The 17,421-nt window shown below is 30.9% G+C and carries 11 protein-coding genes; 9 read left to right on the top strand and 2 right to left on the bottom strand.

Going from position 1 to position 17,421, the window contains the following annotated elements; all coding sequences use genetic code 11:
* The first annotated feature begins 17 nt into the window (after window positions 1-17).
* The 3 genes from aceE to VP91_RS01705 are packed head-to-tail and all read left to right on the top strand — an operon-like array spanning window position 18 to window position 5,223.
* Complete coding sequence (aceE, locus tag VP91_RS01715; RefSeq protein WP_169035716.1) at window positions 18-3,056, top strand: pyruvate dehydrogenase (acetyl-transferring), homodimeric type; 3,039 nt, start codon at window positions 18-20, stop codon at window positions 3,054-3,056.
* 1 nt (window position 3,057) lies between these two features.
* Entirely contained in the window at window positions 3,058-4,329 is a 1,272-nt protein-coding gene (locus VP91_RS01710) for a 2-oxo acid dehydrogenase subunit E2 (RefSeq protein ID WP_169035715.1), read from the top strand.
* A 6-nt stretch (window positions 4,330-4,335) separates the two neighbouring features.
* A complete protein-coding gene (locus VP91_RS01705) occupies window positions 4,336-5,223 on the top strand; it encodes a DMT family transporter (RefSeq protein ID WP_169035714.1) in 888 nt (295 codons plus the stop codon).
* On the opposite strand, the gene VP91_RS01700 is transcribed toward VP91_RS01705, so the two are convergent.
* Window positions 5,220-5,990 carry an undecaprenyl-diphosphate phosphatase gene (locus VP91_RS01700; RefSeq protein WP_169035713.1) on the bottom strand — a complete coding sequence of 257 codons (771 nt, stop codon included), beginning with the start codon at window positions 5,988-5,990 and terminating at the stop codon, window positions 5,220-5,222. The genes VP91_RS01705 and VP91_RS01700 overlap by 4 nt on opposite strands.
* Before the next feature lie 184 nt (window positions 5,991-6,174).
* Between VP91_RS01700 and VP91_RS01695 the strand changes: the two genes are divergently transcribed.
* Genes VP91_RS01695 through VP91_RS01685 form a run of 3 tightly spaced genes read left to right on the top strand, consistent with a single transcriptional unit; the run spans window position 6,175 to window position 12,996 of the window.
* Window positions 6,175-7,614, top strand: coding sequence for an NAD(P)-dependent oxidoreductase (locus VP91_RS01695; protein WP_169035712.1), 1,440 nt, complete (start codon window positions 6,175-6,177; stop codon window positions 7,612-7,614).
* A complete protein-coding gene (gltB, locus tag VP91_RS01690) occupies window positions 7,614-12,119 on the top strand; it encodes a glutamate synthase large subunit (protein WP_169035711.1) in 4,506 nt (1,501 codons plus the stop codon). The genes VP91_RS01695 and gltB overlap by 1 nt, the downstream gene beginning before the upstream one ends.
* Window position 12,120: 1 nt before the next feature.
* Entirely contained in the window at window positions 12,121-12,996 is an 876-nt protein-coding gene (locus tag VP91_RS01685) for an NAD-dependent epimerase/dehydratase family protein (protein WP_169035710.1), read from the top strand.
* On the opposite strand, the gene VP91_RS01680 is transcribed toward VP91_RS01685, so the two are convergent.
* On the bottom strand, window positions 12,967-13,722 hold the full coding sequence (locus VP91_RS01680) for an alpha/beta hydrolase (RefSeq protein WP_169035709.1): 756 nt from the start codon (window positions 13,720-13,722) through the stop codon (window positions 12,967-12,969). The two genes, VP91_RS01685 and VP91_RS01680, sit on opposite strands and share 30 nt — an antisense overlap.
* Window positions 13,723-13,765: 43 nt before the next feature.
* On the opposite strand from VP91_RS01680, the gene VP91_RS01675 reads away from it, so the two are divergent.
* Genes VP91_RS01675 through infC form a run of 3 tightly spaced genes read left to right on the top strand, consistent with a single transcriptional unit; the run spans window position 13,766 to window position 17,383 of the window.
* Complete coding sequence (locus VP91_RS01675) at window positions 13,766-14,920, top strand: glycosyltransferase family 4 protein (RefSeq protein WP_169035708.1); 1,155 nt, start codon at window positions 13,766-13,768, stop codon at window positions 14,918-14,920.
* Window positions 14,921-16,837 (top strand): threonine--tRNA ligase, encoded by a 1,917-nt coding sequence (thrS, locus tag VP91_RS01670; protein ID WP_169035707.1) that lies wholly within the window; start codon window positions 14,921-14,923, stop codon window positions 16,835-16,837. It begins immediately after the preceding gene.
* Window positions 16,838-17,383 carry a translation initiation factor IF-3 gene (infC, locus tag VP91_RS01665; protein ID WP_169035706.1) on the top strand — a complete coding sequence of 182 codons (546 nt, stop codon included), beginning with the start codon at window positions 16,838-16,840 and terminating at the stop codon, window positions 17,381-17,383.
* Window positions 17,384-17,421: the final 38 nt, after the last annotated feature.

Here is a 17,421-nt window from a genome sequence, read left to right as displayed (position 1 = left end):
ATAAACCCTTTTAAACAATGAGTGAAAAATTACTTGTTCCAGACATTGGTGAATTCGAAAAAGTTGAGGTTATCGAGCTTTTAGTAAAAGTTGGAGATAAAATAAACTTAAATCATCCTATTGTTACTATTGAGAGTGATAAATCTAGTGTTGAAATTCCATCAACAATTTCAGGAAAGGTAGAATCTATAAATATTAAAGTGGGTGATAAAGTTTCTAAAGGGGATTTATTATTAAGTATTGAGTCTTCAAAAGAAAGTTCCTCAGAAAAACTAATTCCTAAAGATACAGAAAGTATTATTAAACAAGCAGAATCAGTCTTGAAAAATGAAAAAAAGGAAGTAGTCATAGAACAAAGTCCAGTTATAGAAAAAAAGCAAACAATAATTCAGGTTACAAATAACAACGATATTGATCCATTAGAAACTCAAGATTGGTTAGAGTCTTTATCCGCCGTTGTTGAAAAAGATGGAAATCAAAGAGCTCATTTTTTGATAAAAGAGTTAATTAACAAAGCATATCGAGAGGGTGCAAATATTCCTTATACACAGCACACTCCTTACATAAATACAATCCCACCAGAAGCAGAAGTTAAGTCTAATGGAGATCAGAATATTGAAAGAAGAATTAGATCTTTAATTAGATGGAATGCAGCAGCCATGGTTGTTAGAGCAAATAAAAAATTTCCAGAATTAGGTGGTCACATAGGTACATTTGCATCAGCAGCAACACTTTATGATGTAGGAATGAATCATTTTTGGAGAGCTAAGAATAATAAATTTGGTGGTGATTTAGTTTATTTTCAAGGTCATAGTGCACCAGGTGTCTATGCTAGAGCATTTCTAGAAGGCAGATTAAATGAAAAACAACTTGATAGTTTTAGACAAGAAGTAAAACCAGGTGGACTTTCTTCATATCCACATCCTTGGTTGATGCCAAAGTTTTGGCAGTTTCCAACTGTATCAATGGGGTTAGGACCTATGCTTGCAATTTATCAGGCAAGATACATGAAATATTTAATTAACAGGGGATTGATTAAGGATGAAGGTAGAAAAGTTTGGGCATTTCTTGGTGATGGAGAAATGGATGAGCCAGAATCTTTAGGTGCAATAGGACTAGCTGCTAGGGAAAAATTAGATAACTTAATATTTGTTGTAAATTGTAACCTTCAAAGATTAGATGGACCTGTTAGAGGTAATGGAAAAATTATTCAAGAATTAGAAGGAAGTTTTAGAGGAGCTGGTTGGAATGTAATTAAAGTAATTTGGGGTTCTTACTGGGACTCACTGATTGCTAATGACAAAACAGGTCACCTAGTTAAAGTTATGAATGAAACTGTCGACGGTGAGTATCAAGCAATGAAGGCTAGAGATGGAGCTTATGTTAGAGAAAAATTTTTTGGTAAATACCCAGAGACACAAGAGCTAGTTTCTAGTTTATCCGATAAAGATATTTGGAGATTAAACAGAGGTGGCCATGACCCCCATAAAGTTTATGCAGCATATGATCAGGCATCAAAAAAAAAAGGTAGCCCAACGGTTATAATTGCTAAAACTATTAAGGGTTATGGCATGGGAAAAACAGGTGAAAGCGTTAATACTACCCACCAAACCAAGAAATTAGACGTAGATGATTTGCTATATTATAGAGATCGTTTTGATGTGCCTTTAACTGACAATCAAGTAAAAAATGTTGAGTATTTCAAGCCAGATGAAAAATCTCCAGAAATAAGATATATTAAAGAAAGAAGAATGAAACTTGGAGGCTCTTTGCCAGAGAGAACAACTTATTCAAAACCAATTAAAGCACCAGCAAAAAATATTTTTGATTTTATGAAAGAATCAACGGGTGAAAAAGAAATGTCCACAACCATGGCATTAGTTAGAATGTTTACAAATCTATTAAGAGACAAGAATGTTTCACCAAGATTAGTTCCAATCATTCCTGATGAAGCAAGAACCTTTGGTATGGAAGGGTTTTTTCAAAAAATAGGAATATATGCACACGAAGGTCAAAAATATGAACCTGAAGACTCTGCACAGTTAAGTTCTTACAGAGAAGATAAGAGTGGACAAGTATTAGAAGAAGGAATTAACGAAGCTGGAGCAATGTCATCATGGATCGCGGCTGCAACAGCTTACACAAATCATGATATTGAAATGATACCTATTTATATTTTTTACTCAATGTTTGGATTTCAACGAGTAGGAGATCTTGCATGGGCTGCTGGAGATAGTCAGGCCAGAGGATTTTTAATTGGAGCAACAGCTGGAAGAACAACTTTAGCTGGTGAAGGACTACAACATCAAGATGGACATAGTCACTTGATAGCTTCAACAATACCAAATTGTGTAACATATGATCCAACTTTTCATTATGAGTTAGCTGTTATTTTTAGAGAAGGCTTGCGAAGAATGCATGAAAAAAATGAAAATGTTTTTTATTATATCACAACCATGAATGAAAATTATTCACACCCAAGCATGCCAAAAGATAAAAATTGTGAAGAAGGAATTCTTAAGGGAATGTACAAGATTAAAGAGTTTAATAGATATGGGAAAACAAAAATTCAACTTTTAGGCTCAGGTACAATACTAAGAGAAATGATGGCTGCAGCAGAAATTCTTCAAAATGAATATCAGATAGATAGTGAAATTTGGAGCGTCACTAGTTTTAATGAGTTGAGAAAAGATGGTATGGAAGTTGAGAGACATAATCTTTTAAATCCTGACAAAGAACAAAAAATTTCATTTGTAGAGCAATGTTTGGGAAAAACTGAAGGTCCAATTATGGCAGCCTCAGATTATATGAGAATGAATTCTGACCAAATTAGACCCTATACTAATAAAAGTTTTTATTCTTTAGGGACAGATGGTTATGGAAGAAGTGATACCAGAAAAAACCTTAGAAATTTTTTCGAAGTTGATAAAGAACATATTGTTGCTTATGGACTAAGCGTATTAGCAAAAGAGCAATTGATAGCCTCTAAATACGCTAAAGAAGCCATAAAGAAGTATAATATTGATGGCAGCAAACCAATGCCAACTAAACTATAAGATGTCAGATAAAGAGATTAAAGTACCAAATATTGGCGAATTTAAAGACGTTGAGGTAATAGAAGTATTAGTTTCAAATGGTCAGCCAGTTTCTATAAATGATCCACTTATTACAATTGAAAGTGACAAATCCAGTGTTGAAATACCAGCTTCTTTTAATGGAAAGGTTAAGTCTGTTAAAATTAAAGTAGGAGATAGGGTTTCAGAAGGTGATTTAATATTAACCGTGGAACAATCTGAAGAAGAAGAAAAGAATATAGAGCAAAAAACTATTAAAGAAGAAGAACCAGCTGCAAATAAAGATCAAGTAGAAAAAGTTGCAAAAATAAATCAAACACAAAATTTAATAAAAAAAGATAATTCAGAAGCTTCATCTGCAAGCCCAAAAGTACGTAAATTTGCTCGAGAGCTTGGAGTTAATATTAATGAAATAATTGGTAGTGAAAGACGAGGAAGAATTGTGGAAGATGATGTAAAAAATTTCATATCCTCTACAATTAATAAAGCCTCAGATAAAACTGAGGCGCAACCTAAAAAAATTGTTAGTGAATTTTCTCACTCTGATTTTGGAGAAATTGAAGTTAAAGATATGCCTAGGGTTAAAAAATTAGCCTCTACGTATTTAGCTAATTCTTGGACTACAATACCTCATGTAACAAATCATGATGAAGCAGATATAACTGAAATGGAAGATTTTAGAACTTCACTTACTGATATGTACACAGGTGAAAGAAAAAAAATTACTCCCTTAGCTTTTATTGTTAAAGCTTTAGTTGCATCTTTAAAAAAGTTTCCTAGTTTTAACTCTTCAATAGATGATATTGAAAATGGAAAAATAACAATGAAAAATTATTTTCATGTTGGAATTGCAGTTGATACTCCTCATGGCTTAATGGTGCCAAAAATTAGAAATGCTGACAATAAAAGTATTTCATATATTAGCAATGAATTGAAAACAGTAAGCGACCAATGTAGAAATTTAAAAATAGATAAGAAAGAATTCTTTGGAGGATCTATGACCATTACAAGTCTTGGTGGAATTGGAGGTTCATTTTTTACACCAATAATAAACTATCCTGAAGTTGCTATACTAGGAGTGGGTAAAGCACAAAAAAAACAAATTTTGATTAATGGAAAATTTGAAACAAGAACAATGTTACCGCTTTCATTATCATATGATCATAGAATAATTGATGGAGCTGAAGCAGCTAGATTTAATAATGATTTAAAAGAAAATTTAGGCAAAAATTTTGCTTATAAATTGGCCATATAGATTTTAATGTCAAAAATATCTTCATTATTTAGTGCTTTACTATGTACGTTCATATGGGGAACAACTTTTATTGCTCAAGATACGGGTATGGATGACATTGGCCCTTTCACTTTTAATGCTGTTAGGTTTTTTGTGGGTTTTTTAGCGGTAGCTCCTTTAGCTTTTATTTTTGAAAGAAAAAATATCTCAAAATCAGTCAAAAGAAATCAAAAAGAATTTACCAACTTAGCTCTTTTAATAGGCCTATCTTTATTCTTAGGATCAGCACTTCAACAAGTGGCTTTACTTTATACTGATGTAGCTAATGCAGCGTTCTTTACTATTTTTTATGTACCAATGGTCCCGTTTATAATTTTTTTTATGTATAAAAAGCCAATTCACTGGAGTATTTGGCCTTCAGTTCTCCTTTGTGTGATGGGAGGCTATTTGCTAACTAATTTTTACAGCGCAACGGTTAGAACTGGTGATACGCTTATAATAATGGGTGCATTTTTCTGGAGCACACACATTATCTTTACTGGTAAAATTATAGAAAACTATAATCTTCCATTAACAATTGGTGCAATTCAAACTTTAATTGTTGCCTCTTTATCATTAATTATAGGGTTAATTTTTGAAGATTTTATTTGGTCTAATATTCTTAAAGAAAAATTTCAAATCTTATATGCTGGAGTTTTATCTGGCGGTCTTGCGTTTGTCTTACAAATATATGCACAAAAAAACATATCCCCTGCTCCCTCAGCAATAATCTTTTCTCTAGAAGGTGTTTTTGCAACAATTGCTGCTTGGATTTTATTAGATCAAATTTTAGATATAAATAATTTGTTTGGATGTTTATTTATTTTATTTGGTGTTTTATTTTCACAATTAGCACCAATATTAAAAAAAGATTAATTGTATATTATTATAAATAAAATTATTGAAATAATAATTCTGTAAATTACAAAAACATTCAAAGAAAATTTATTTATATAATCTAAGAAAAACTTAACTGTAAAATAAGAAAATAAAAAAGAAAAAGAGATTGATATTAGAATAAGGTAACTGAACTCAAAGCTTTGTCCAATGGCATTTTTTAACTGCAGTACACTTGCTCCAGCTATAGCAGGTATAGCTAATAAAAAAGAAATTTTACTTGAATCAAATCTATTAAATCTAAAAAGTCTTGCAGCTGTTATTGTAATTCCCGCCCTACTCACACCGGGTATTAAAGCAAGTATTTGAAACAAGCCAATATATAGTATTGTTTTAAAATTTAAATTGGATGATATTTTTTTATCAAATTTACTTTTATCTGCTAGATATAAAATAATTCCAAAAATTAATGTTGTCCAAGCAATTATCTTTAAATTATTTTCTAATAGACTAACTAGACCCATGGAGCTGATTATGTACCCAGCCATTACAATTGGTATAGAACCAATAATTAATAAAGATAATAATGTTTGATTATTTCTAAGGTCTAGTAGCTCTCTTCTAAAATAAAAGATTATTGCTAGTAAAGAGCCAAGATGGAGACTAACATCAATCATTAGTGAGTTAGAATTAAACTCAAAGATTATTTCAACAATGTTTAAATGAGCCGATGAACTGATCGGCAAAAATTCTGATATGCCCTGAACTATTGATAGGATTATAATTTCAATAATATTTGAGAACATTTAAAGCTTCGTAGCTTAAATATTCGATGATTTAAACAATTCCATTTGAACATATTAGATATGCAAAAATTAAAATACAAAGAATTAACGTTATTTATTGTAAATTTAAGGTCATATATATTGACCTTGTTTGTCTTTTATTACACAAAACCTTGTTATATGCTCAGTTTATTAGAGGATATATATGTCAGAAAAAATGCTTAAATTTGTTAAAATAGGTCAACAAACTCCACCTAAAAGAGAAGTTGGCAACAGAAAAGAAGATTTTAACGAAATTTATAAGGAGTTTATTAACATTAAAGCAAGCGAACAATCCAGCAGATGCTCACAATGTGGAGTTCCTTTTTGTCAGGTACATTGTCCTTTAAGTAACAATATTCCAGATTGGTTAAAATTAACTGCAGAGGGTAGATTGAAAGAAGCATATGAATTATCCCAAAGCACTAACAACATGCCAGAAGTATGTGGAAGAATATGTCCACAAGATAGATTGTGTGAAGGAAATTGTGTAATCGAACAATCAGGACATGGAACAGTAACCATAGGTTCAGTTGAAAAATATATTACTGATAATGCCTGGGAACAAGGCTGGGTAAACCCTATAAAAGTAAAAAATGAAAAAAGTCAAAGTATTGGGATTATAGGAGCTGGTCCAGCTGGTCTGGCTGCTGCCGAACAGCTACGTAAGTTAGGGTATCAAATCACAGTATACGATCGATATGATAGAGCTGGTGGTCTAATGATTTATGGGATCCCAAATTTTAAGTTGGAAAAATTTGTCGTAGAAAGAAGAACTAAATTATTGGAAGAAGGTGGAATTAAATTTGTTCAAAATTTTGAAGTTGGAAAAGATGCTACATTAGAGCAGTTAAGAAAAAAACATGATGCTCTTTTAATTGCAACTGGGGTTTATAAAGCTCGAGAAATAGATCTACCAGGAAAAGATTTAGGAAATATTTTTCCAGCCATGGAATTTTTAACAGCTTCAAACAAAAAAGGATTAGGAGATAAGGTAGAGTTATTTGATAATGGAACTTTAAATGCAGAAGGAAAAAATATTGTTGTAATTGGAGGTGGTGACACCGCAATGGATTGTGTTAGAACTTCAATCAGACAAAAAGCAAAATCAGTTAAGTGTCTATATAGAAGAGATAAAGAGAATATGCCTGGATCAGCTAGAGAAGTAGCTAATGCAGAAGAAGAAGGAGTAGAATTTGTATGGTTATCTAGTCCTAAGAAATTTATTGGAACAAATAAAGTTGAAGGTTTGATAGTAGATAAAATTAAACTTGGTGAACCTGATGATAGTGGTAGACGTAAACCTGAAATTCAAAATGATTCTAACTTTAATATCAAAGCAGATATAGTAATTAAGGCTCTTGGCTTTGATCCAGAAAATTTACCAAAACTATTTGGCTGTGAAGATTTACAGGTTACCAAATGGGGAACATTAAAAACTAATTTTGATACAATGGAGACAAATTTACCAGGTGTCTTTGCAGCAGGGGACATTATTAGAGGCGCATCTTTAGTTGTCTGGGCCATTAAAGATGGAAGAGACGTAGCAACATCAATAAAAAATTTTTTAGAGATCAAAGAACTCAGTAAAGAGAAGGTTGCTTAATGAAAAATTATAAAAAAAATCTTAAAATTCTTGAAGAAGGTCATGTTTATTCAAAAGAAATGGAACATGATGCATGTGGAGTTGGGTTAATTGCATCTACAGAGGGAAAAAAATCAAGAAAAGTAGTTGAATATGGAATTGATGCCTTAAAAGCAGTTTGGCATAGAGGAGCTGTTGATGCAGATGGAAAAACAGGTGATGGAGCTGGAATACATTTAGAAATTCCTTCAGATTTTTTTGCTGAAAAAATAGAACTCACAGGTCACGACCATGATGATTCAGAGATTTGTGTAGGGATGATTTTTTTACCAAGGAATAATTATCAAGCACAAGAAAATGCAAGGACTTTAGTTGAAAGTGAATTAACAAAAAGTAATTTTAGTATTTATGGATGGAGACAGGTTCCAGTAAATCCAAAAGTTTTAGGTGAAAAAGCAAATTTTACGAGACCAGAAATCACTCAAGTACTATTCAAACACAATAATAAAGATTTAACAGAAAAAGAACTGGAAAGAAAAATTTATGAATCTAGAAGAAAAATTGAAAAAGAAGCTATTAAAGATGCGATAGAAGGTTTTTATATTTGTTCACTAAGTTCTAAGTCAATTATTTATAAAGGAATGTTTTTAGCAGAGTCTATTGCAGATTTTTATTTAGATTTAAAGGATGAGAGATTTATATCTAGATTTGCAATATTTCATCAAAGGTTTTCAACAAACACAGCACCAAGCTGGGATTTGGCACAACCTTTTAGGGCTTTGGCCCATAATGGAGAAATAAATACATATAAAGGAAACACAAACTGGATGAAAGTTCATGAGCAAGAAATGGACAGCCCTTTATTTGATAATATGGAAAATTTAAAACCAGTTATACAACCTGGATCATCAGACTCTGCTGCACTAGATAGTGTTTTTGAACTTTTAAATATTTCTGGCCAATCAGCACCTCTTGCAAAACTAATGTTAATTCCAGATGCGTGGTCTAAAAAAAGTCAAACATTATCAAAAGATCATCAACAACTATTTAATTTTTTGAATAGTACAATGGAGCCATGGGATGGGCCAGCTGCAATAGCTGCTACTGACAATGAATGGGCTATAGTAGCTGCTGATAGAAATGGGTTACGCCCAATGAGATACACTATTTCAAAAGATAAAATATTGTGTGCAGGATCAGAAACAGGAATGGTTGAAATTGATGAGAAACAAATTATTAAAAAAGGCAGGTTGGGACCTGGAGAAATTCTTGGAGTAAGAATAGCAAAAGGTAAAGTATTTTCTAATGTTGAAATTAAAGATTATCTAGCAAAAGAATTTAAACATTTTAATAATCAAATAATAGATTTGGAAAAGAAATTTCCAATAAGAAATGAAAAATCTACTTTTTCAGGGGACGAACTAAAAAAAAGACAACATACATTTGGTTATAGTTTAGAGGATTTGGAGCTTATTCTTCACCCTATGGCAGAGGAAGCAAAAGAGGCCATTGGTTCTATGGGTGATGACACTCCACTTGCAGTATTGTCTGATCGTTATAGGCCGCTTTACCATTTTTTTAGACAAAATTTTAGTCAAGTCACAAATCCACCAATTGACTCTTTAAGAGAAAACAAGGTTATGAGTTTAAAAACTCGTTTTGGTAATCTAGGAAATATTTTAGATTTTACTAATTTAACAGAGGAAAACATATACGTTTTAGACAGCCCTATATTATCAAATTCTCAATTAGAAAAATTTATTAATTTCTTTGGCCAAAAATCGATAACTATTGACTGTACTTTTGATAAAAGTGAAAATCTTGAAGCATCTATTGAGAGAATTAGAAAAGAGTCTGAAATTGCAGTTAGACAAGGTCTTACTCAATTAGTCTTAAGTGATAAAAATATTTCTGAAAAAAGACTACCTATTCCAATGTTATTAAGTGTTGGTGCAATAAATACTTATCTTATTAAAAAAAAATTAAGAGGTTATGCATCAATCAATGTTCAAACTGGTGAAGCATTAGACACACATTCATTTGCAACACTTATAGGTGTTGGGGCTACAACTGTTAATCCTTATTTAGCACTGGATAGTTTATATCAAAGGTTTGAAAAAAAATTATTTGGAAAGTTTGGGTACGATGAATGTATAGAAAGATATATTCAATCAGTAAATCATGGGCTTCTAAAAATAATGTCAAAAATGGGAATTTCAGTCATAAGCTCATATAGAGGTGGATGTAATTTTGAAACAGTTGGTTTGAGTAGAACGGTAGCATCAGAGTATTTTCCAGGAATTTTATCAAAAATCTCAGGCATAGGTTTAAACGGAATAGAAAAAAAACTAAGAACTATTCACAAAGAAGCATTTGAAGGTGTGGATACAGTTTTACCAATTGGGGGAATTTATAGGTATAGAAAAAACGGTGAAACACATCAATATCAAGGTAAGCTTATTCATCTTTTACAAAGTGCAGTTTCATCAAATTCTTTTGAAGCTTATAAAAAATATGCAGAAGGTATTTATGATCTTCCACCTATTCATCTTAGAGATTTGATTGGATTTAGAGATAGAAATTTAAACCCATCTATAGATATTTTAGAGGTAGAGCCAATTGAAAATATTTTAACAAGATTTGGAAGTGGAAGCATGTCTCATGGTGCATTATCGAAAGAAGCACATGAAACTTTAGCTATAGGAATGAATAGAATTAAAGGAGCTTCGTGTAGTGGTGAAGGGGGTGAAGATGAAAAAAGATTTATAAAAATGGAAAATGGAGACAGTGCCAATTCTAGAGTTAAGCAAATAGCTTCAGCAAGATTTGGAGTAACTCTTAAATATCTAAATAACTGCAACGAAATAGAAATTAAAATAGCACAAGGGGCAAAACCAGGAGAAGGAGGCCAATTACCAGGTTTTAAGGTTACAGAAGAAATTGCTAAGCTAAGACATTCAACACAGGGTGTAACTTTGATATCTCCTCCGCCCCATCATGATATTTATTCTATAGAGGATTTAGCACAATTAATTTATGACCTTAAACAAGCAAACCCAAAAGCTAGAGTTGGAGTAAAGTTAGTAGCATCATCTGGCATAGGCACAATTGCTGCTGGTGTAGCCAAAGCTAAAGCAGATATAATTTTAATTTCTGGACATAATGGAGGAACAGGAGCAACACCACAAACAAGTGTTAAATATGTTGGGATACCTTGGGAGATGGGTTTGACTGAGGCTAATCAAGTTTTAACTTTAAATAACTTAAGACATAAGGTTACCCTAAGAACAGATGGTGGAATTAAGACAGGAAGAGATGTTGTTATTGCAGCCATGATGGGAGCAGAAGAATATGGGGTAGCAACTACGGCTTTAGTAGCTATGGGATGCATTATGGTTAGACAGTGTCATTCAAATACATGTCCAGTTGGAGTTTGTACTCAAGATGAAAAATTAAGAGAAAAATTTTCTGGCACACCAGAAAAAGTAGTTAACTTGTTTAGATTCATAGCTGAGGAAGTAAGAGAAATTTTAGCACTTATAGGCTTTAAATCACTGAATGAAATAATTGGTAGAACTGATTTATTAAGGCAGGTAAGTAAAGCATCACCAAATTTAGATGATCTAGATCTAAATCCTTTGTTTGTTCAAACAGATGCTGGAGAAAATACAAGGTACTGCACAGTTCCAGAAATAAATTCTGTTCCAGATACTTTAGATCAAGAAATTTTACCTGAAATTAAAGAGCAAATTGGAAAAGTAAAAATTATTAAAAAAGAATATATTATTAAAAATACTCATAGAACTGTTGGTACAAGAATTTCTAATCATCTTTATGAAAAATATGGATCTGAAAAATTAGAAGATGGATTTTTATCTTTAAAATTCAAAGGATCAGCAGGGCAATCATTTGGAGCATTCGGAATCAAAGGTTTAAAACTTATTCTAAAAGGTGACGCTAACGATTATGTTGGCAAAGGTTTGTCAGGAGCAACAGTGGTAGTTAAACTTCCAGATGAAAGTAATTTAGTTTCACATGAGAATACTATAATAGGGAATACGGTTTTGTATGGAGCAACATCTGGAAAACTTTTTGCAGCAGGTCAAGCTGGAGAAAGGTATGCTGTAAGAAATTCAGGATCAATTTCGGTTATTGAAGGCTGTGACTCTAATGCTTGTGAATATATGACTGGTGGTACAGTTATAGTTTTGGGTGATGTAGGAGACAATTTTGGAGCCGGGATGACAGGTGGAATGGCATTTATTTATGATATAAATAAGAAATTTGAAAAAAAAGTAAATCCAGAGACTGTAGTATGGCAAACACCCCAAACAGATTATTGGATAGCATATTTAAAAAAATTAGTTCAAGAGCATCAGCAGGAGACAAATTCAGATTTTTCTAAAAAAATAATAGAAAATTTTGATAAAGAGATTTCTAATTTTATTCAAGTTTGTCCAAAAGAAATGATTGATAAACTAAAAAACCCAATAAGTTTAAAATCAATTATAAAAGAAGTTAGTTAAAATGGAGGAAATAAATATTTTTTGTTTTGGTTTTGGCGAAGTAGCAAAAAATTTTATAAAGAAGCTTAGTATTGAACAATATAATATTAACTTGTCAGTTACGTCAAGGAGTGAGTCTTCAAAAAAAAACTTTAACAATATTAGTTATAATAACTACTTATTTAATAGTAATGAATTTGATAAAAAGTTAATTATAAAGTTAAAAGAAGCAGATCATATTTTAGTTTCTATTCCACCACAAAATCAAGAAGACTTAGTTGTAAAAAATTTTTCTACATTTATAAAAAGTTCCAAAGTAAAATGGATAACCTACTTATCTGCTACTAGCGTTTATGGCGATCATAAGGGAAAATGGGTTAATGAAAATAGCAAAACAAACCCAACCTCAAATAATGGTACTGCAAGATTAAAAGCTGAAAATGCATGGGTCTCTTTAGAAAAAAATAACAAAATACCAGTTCAGATATTTAGGTTATCTGGAATTTATTCTAATGAAAAAAATATTTTAATACGATTAAAATCAGGAGAAGTGAAATTGATCAATAAAAAAAATCATTATTTTTCTAGAATTCATGTGGATGATATTTCAAACATATTATTTAGATCTTTATCAAAATTTAAATCAGGAGAAATATACAATCTATCTGATGATAAACCTTCTCCATCTGAAGATGTTGCTTTATTTGGAGCAAAAATGTTAAATATTAAAAATATTGAAAAAATTGAAGTTGATCAAATTAAAAGTGAGATGCTAAAAAATTTTTATAATGAGTCCAAGAAAGTTAGTAACAAAAAGATGAAAAGTCATTTTAATTACAATTTAAAATTTCCAAGTTATATCGAAGGATTAAACTATATTAGAAGTAATTTTATTTAACTCTAAGAGTATTCTTTTTAAGCCGTGTTTGTTTGATAAACTGTGATCACCATTTTTTATTATTATTAATTTTTTATTAGCTTTAGTAAATAATCTGAGAATTTTTCTGGAATAACTTGTTGGAACAACCTCATCTTTGCCTCCATGAATTAAAGTCACACTGATACAGGATTTAATTTTTTTATTTAAGATTTTATTTTTTCTACCATCTTTTATTAATTGGTAGGTGATTGGATACTCATAATCACCATGTTTTAAGTTATAGATTCCTTTTTTAATGGTTTCATTTTTCATCTTTTTTGTAAACTTTTTCCACATCAAATTCTCTAAAAATTCAGGTGCTGAACCAATTCCTAAAAACCCTATAATTTGTTCTTTAAAATACTTAAATTGATTAAGTGATAACCATGCCCCCATGCTTGAACCTACTAGTATAAATTTATTTTTTTTAACCACTTTTTTGATTGTTATTTTAACTTCTTCAGACCATTTGCTAATATTTCCTTTTATAAATGTACCTGTAGACTTTCCATGACCTGAGTATTCAGGAGCAAGAAAGCCAAAATTATTTTTTTTGGCGTACTTAAAAATAGCTTTAGGTTTTTCACCTTCTATATTTGACATAAAACCATGTAAAAAGATGATGTAAGTTTTTTCTTTATAATTATTACATAAATATCTTATTTGCTTATTTTTTGAGATTTTGAGGTATTTAAATTTATTCATATAAGTTTATTACATTTAATTCTTAATATATAACTTGTATTAAATGTCATCAAAATTAAAAGTTATGCAGGTAATTCCCAAACTTGGTTATGGTGGTGCAGAAACAGGCTGCTATGATCTTGCTCATTATTTGCCAGAAAATAATTGTTCCTCTTACATTGTCACTAGTGGAGGAGAACTAACAAAATTTGTTGATCATAAAAAAGTAAAATTAATTAAGCTCCCAGTTCAAAGCAAGAATCTAATTTTAATACTTTTTAATACAATAGCTTTAATTTTTATTATATTATTTTGTAATATTTCTATTGTTCATGCGAGAAGTCGAGCTCCTGCCTGGGCATGTTTAATTGCAACAAAATTTACAAGAAGAAAATTTGTTACCACTTTTCATGGAACATATAATTTTAAAAACCCAATTAAAAAATTCTATAATTCTATAATGGTCAGGTCTAATTTAATAATAGCAGGGTCAAACTTTATTTTTTCTCACATTAAAAATAACTATTCTAATTATTTGAATTTAAAAAAGAAATTTTTAGTAATATTTAGAGGAATTAATGTTGATTATTTTGACCCATCAACAACAATTGAAACTGAAGAGAATGAGCTTCTTTCAAATTGGGGTGTAACGAGAGATAAAAAGTTAATTTTAATGCCTGGTCGATTAACTGCGTGGAAAGGCCAAGAATTATTTATTGAAGCCTTAAATCTTGTTAATAAAAACCTAGGGCATCAAACTTATAATGCTGTTATTTTGGGAAGTGACCAAGGTAGAGATGTTTATAGTAAAAAGATAAAAAGATTAGCTGAGCAATACAGGCTAATACCTCAGATAAAATTCGTGGAACATTGTAAAAATATGCCTTTAGCATATAAAGTTTCAAGTTTAGTTGTTTCTGCATCAATAGAACCAGAAGCATTTGGAAGAGTTGCAATCGAGGCGCAATCTATGGAAAAACCTATAATTGCAAGCGATATTGGAGGTTCTAATGAAACAATAAGAAATAATGTATCTGGTTTTTTGTTTGAGTCAAATAATGCCCAGTCTTTGAGTAAAAAAATTATAGAAGTTTTAAATTTAGATGAATCTAGATTGAAATTAATTGGCATTGAAGGTAGAAAAAATGTAATTAAAAAATTTAATGTTGAAAAAATGTGTTTTTCTACATATTCAGAGTATAAAAAATTATTAAATTAAATGCCATTAATTACACTACCAGATGGAAAAAGTATTGATTTTCCCAAAAAGGTAACAGGACTAGAGGTAGCAGAAAAGATTAGTAAATCATTATCAAAACAAGCTGTAATTATTAGTGTTAATGAGGAGCTTAAAGATTTAAGTTATGTCATAGATAAAGATTGCTACATTAAGATCTTCACTTCTAAGGATAAAGAAGGCTTAGAGACTATTCGTCATGACACTGCACATATAACTGCAATGGCTGTACAAGAACTTTTTCCAGGGACTCAAGTTACTATCGGTCCAATTATAGAAAATGGATTTTATTATGATTTTTCAAGAAAAGAACCTTTCACAGAGGAAGACTTGAATAAAATTGAAAATAAAATGAAAGAAATTGTTGATCGAGATGTTCCAACTACAAGGGAGGTCTGGAGTAGGAATAAAGCAATATCGCACTTTAAAAAAAAAGGAGAAATATATAAAGCAGAAATTATTGAAAGTATTCCTCAAGGGGAAGATGTATCTATATATTTTCATGGAGATTGGCATGATTTGTGCAGAGGACCACATCTATTATCAACAGGAAAAGTTGGAAAATATTTTAAATTAACAAAAGTTTCAGGAGCTTATTGGAGAGGTAACTCTAATAATGAAATGTTGCAGAGAATTTATGGAACAAGTTGGGCTTCACAAAAAGATTTAGATGAATATTTAAAAAAAATAGAAGAAGCTGAAAAAAGAGATCATAGAAAACTTGGAAAAGAAATGGATTTATTTCATTTTAGAGAAGAAAGTCCAGGATCTGTTTTTTGGCATGAAAAAGGCTGGAAACTATTTCAAAAGTTAATAGCTTACATGAGGGGCAGACAAGACAAAGCTGGCTATAAAGAAGTAAATACCCCTGAAATTTTAGATAGAGCTCTATGGGAGAAGTCTGGCCATTGGGAAAAATATGGCGAACATATGTACACGTCAGAAACACCAGATGAAAAAATATTTGCAATTAAACCAATGAACTGCCCAGGTCATATCCAAGTATTTAATCAAGGCTTAAAAAGTTATCGAGATCTTCCTTTAAGAATTTCAGAATTTGGAAAAGTTCATAGATATGAACCTTCAGGAGCGCTACATGGCTTACTAAGAGTTAGGGCCTTCACCCAAGATGATGCACATATTTTTTGTACAGAAGACCAAATAACTGAAGAGTGTTTAATTGTCACAAATTTAATTTTAGATATCTATAAAGACCTTGGTTTTGAAAATGTAATATTGAAATATTCAGATAGACCAGATCTAAGAGTTGGTGATGATAGCGTTTGGGATAAGGCGGAAAAAGCTTTATTAGATGCTGTTAAAGCATCAAAACTTGAATATTCAATTAATAAAGGTGAAGGAGCCTTCTATGGTCCAAAAATTGAATTTGTTTTAAGAGATGCTATCGGTAGAGATTGGCAGTGTGGAACTTTACAGGTAGATCTAAATTTGCCAGGAAGGCTAGATGCATCTTTTGTTGACAACGATGGATCAAAAAAAATTCCTGTAATGCTTCATAGAGCATTGTTTGGTTCACTAGAAAGATTTATAGGAATACTAATAGAAAACTATGCAGGAAAATTTCCATTTTGGATTACTCCTTTACAAGTAGTTGTAATTCCTATTTCTGAGGAATTTAATACTTATGCAAAAGAAGTTAACGAAAAAATTAATCACGCAGGGATTAGCTCTGTAGTAGATTTAAAAGACCATAATTTAAATTATAAAATTAGAGAACATTCTATATCTAAAATACCACTTTTGTTGATTTGTGGTAAAAAAGAAGTTGACAGTAACTCAGTAACGATTAGAAGATTAGATACTAACAAACAAGAAAATATGGATTTAAAATTATTTTTAAAAAAATTCTCAGCTTTAAACAAAGCATCCTCAAACTAAGTGCCAGATTTTAAACAAAATTACTTTCAAAGAAGAACAAAGGATAGAGGGCCCAAATCTAATAATAGGATTACAGCACCAGAAGTTCAGGTTATAGGAAGTGATGGTGATAATATAGGAATAATAAATACTAATGAAGCCATATCAATGGCTAAAGAGCAAGGCCTAGATTTAATAGAGATAGCTCCAAATGCTAAACCACCAGTATGTAAAATTATTGATATGGGAAAATTTAAGTATGATGCCCAAAAGAAAGCAAATGTTGCAAAAAAAAAACAAAAAATTGTTTTATTAAAAGAAATAAAAATGAGACCAGTTACAGAAGCACATGATTATGATTTTAAAGTTAAAAATGCTAAAAAATTTATTGGAAAAGGTGATAAAGTAAAATTTACAATAAGATTCAAAGGTAGAGAGCTACAGCATTCTCATTTAGGTAGAGAGTTAATGGATAAAATAAAAGCTGATATGCAAGATATTGGTAAAGTAGAGTTGCACCCAAAGTTTGATGGTAAGCAAATGATTATGGTTATTCAGCCTTTATAAGGCTTAATAGAGGTTGTAAATCTATCGCAATATTTGTA

The organism is Candidatus Pelagibacter communis, from assembly GCF_012932795.1.
GTDB lineage: Bacteria > Pseudomonadota > Alphaproteobacteria > Pelagibacterales > Pelagibacteraceae > Pelagibacter > Pelagibacter ubique_S.
The sequence above is the reverse complement of the archived record's forward strand: the minus strand, read 5'-3'. Positions and strand labels throughout refer to the sequence as shown.

Excerpts from the sequence above, each read along its gene's own strand:
- VP91_RS01680 (WP_169035709.1), bottom strand. The coding sequence starts at position 13,722 with ATGAATAAATTTAAATACCTCAAAATCTCAAAAAATAAGCAAATAAGA.
- VP91_RS01710 (WP_169035715.1), top strand. The coding sequence starts at position 3,058 with ATGTCAGATAAAGAGATTAAAGTACCAAATATTGGCGAATTTAAAGAC.
- VP91_RS01700 (WP_169035713.1), bottom strand. The coding sequence starts at position 5,990 with ATGTTCTCAAATATTATTGAAATTATAATCCTATCAATAGTTCAGGGC.
- VP91_RS01685 (WP_169035710.1), top strand. The coding sequence starts at position 12,121 with ATGGAGGAAATAAATATTTTTTGTTTTGGTTTTGGCGAAGTAGCAAAA.
- VP91_RS01675 (WP_169035708.1), top strand. The coding sequence starts at position 13,766 with ATGTCATCAAAATTAAAAGTTATGCAGGTAATTCCCAAACTTGGTTAT.
- VP91_RS01695 (WP_169035712.1), top strand. The coding sequence starts at position 6,175 with ATGTCAGAAAAAATGCTTAAATTTGTTAAAATAGGTCAACAAACTCCA.
- aceE (WP_169035716.1), top strand. The coding sequence starts at position 18 with ATGAGTGAAAAATTACTTGTTCCAGACATTGGTGAATTCGAAAAAGTT.
- VP91_RS01705 (WP_169035714.1), top strand. The coding sequence starts at position 4,336 with ATGTCAAAAATATCTTCATTATTTAGTGCTTTACTATGTACGTTCATA.
- thrS (WP_169035707.1), top strand. The coding sequence starts at position 14,921 with ATGCCATTAATTACACTACCAGATGGAAAAAGTATTGATTTTCCCAAA.
- gltB (WP_169035711.1), top strand. The coding sequence starts at position 7,614 with ATGAAAAATTATAAAAAAAATCTTAAAATTCTTGAAGAAGGTCATGTT.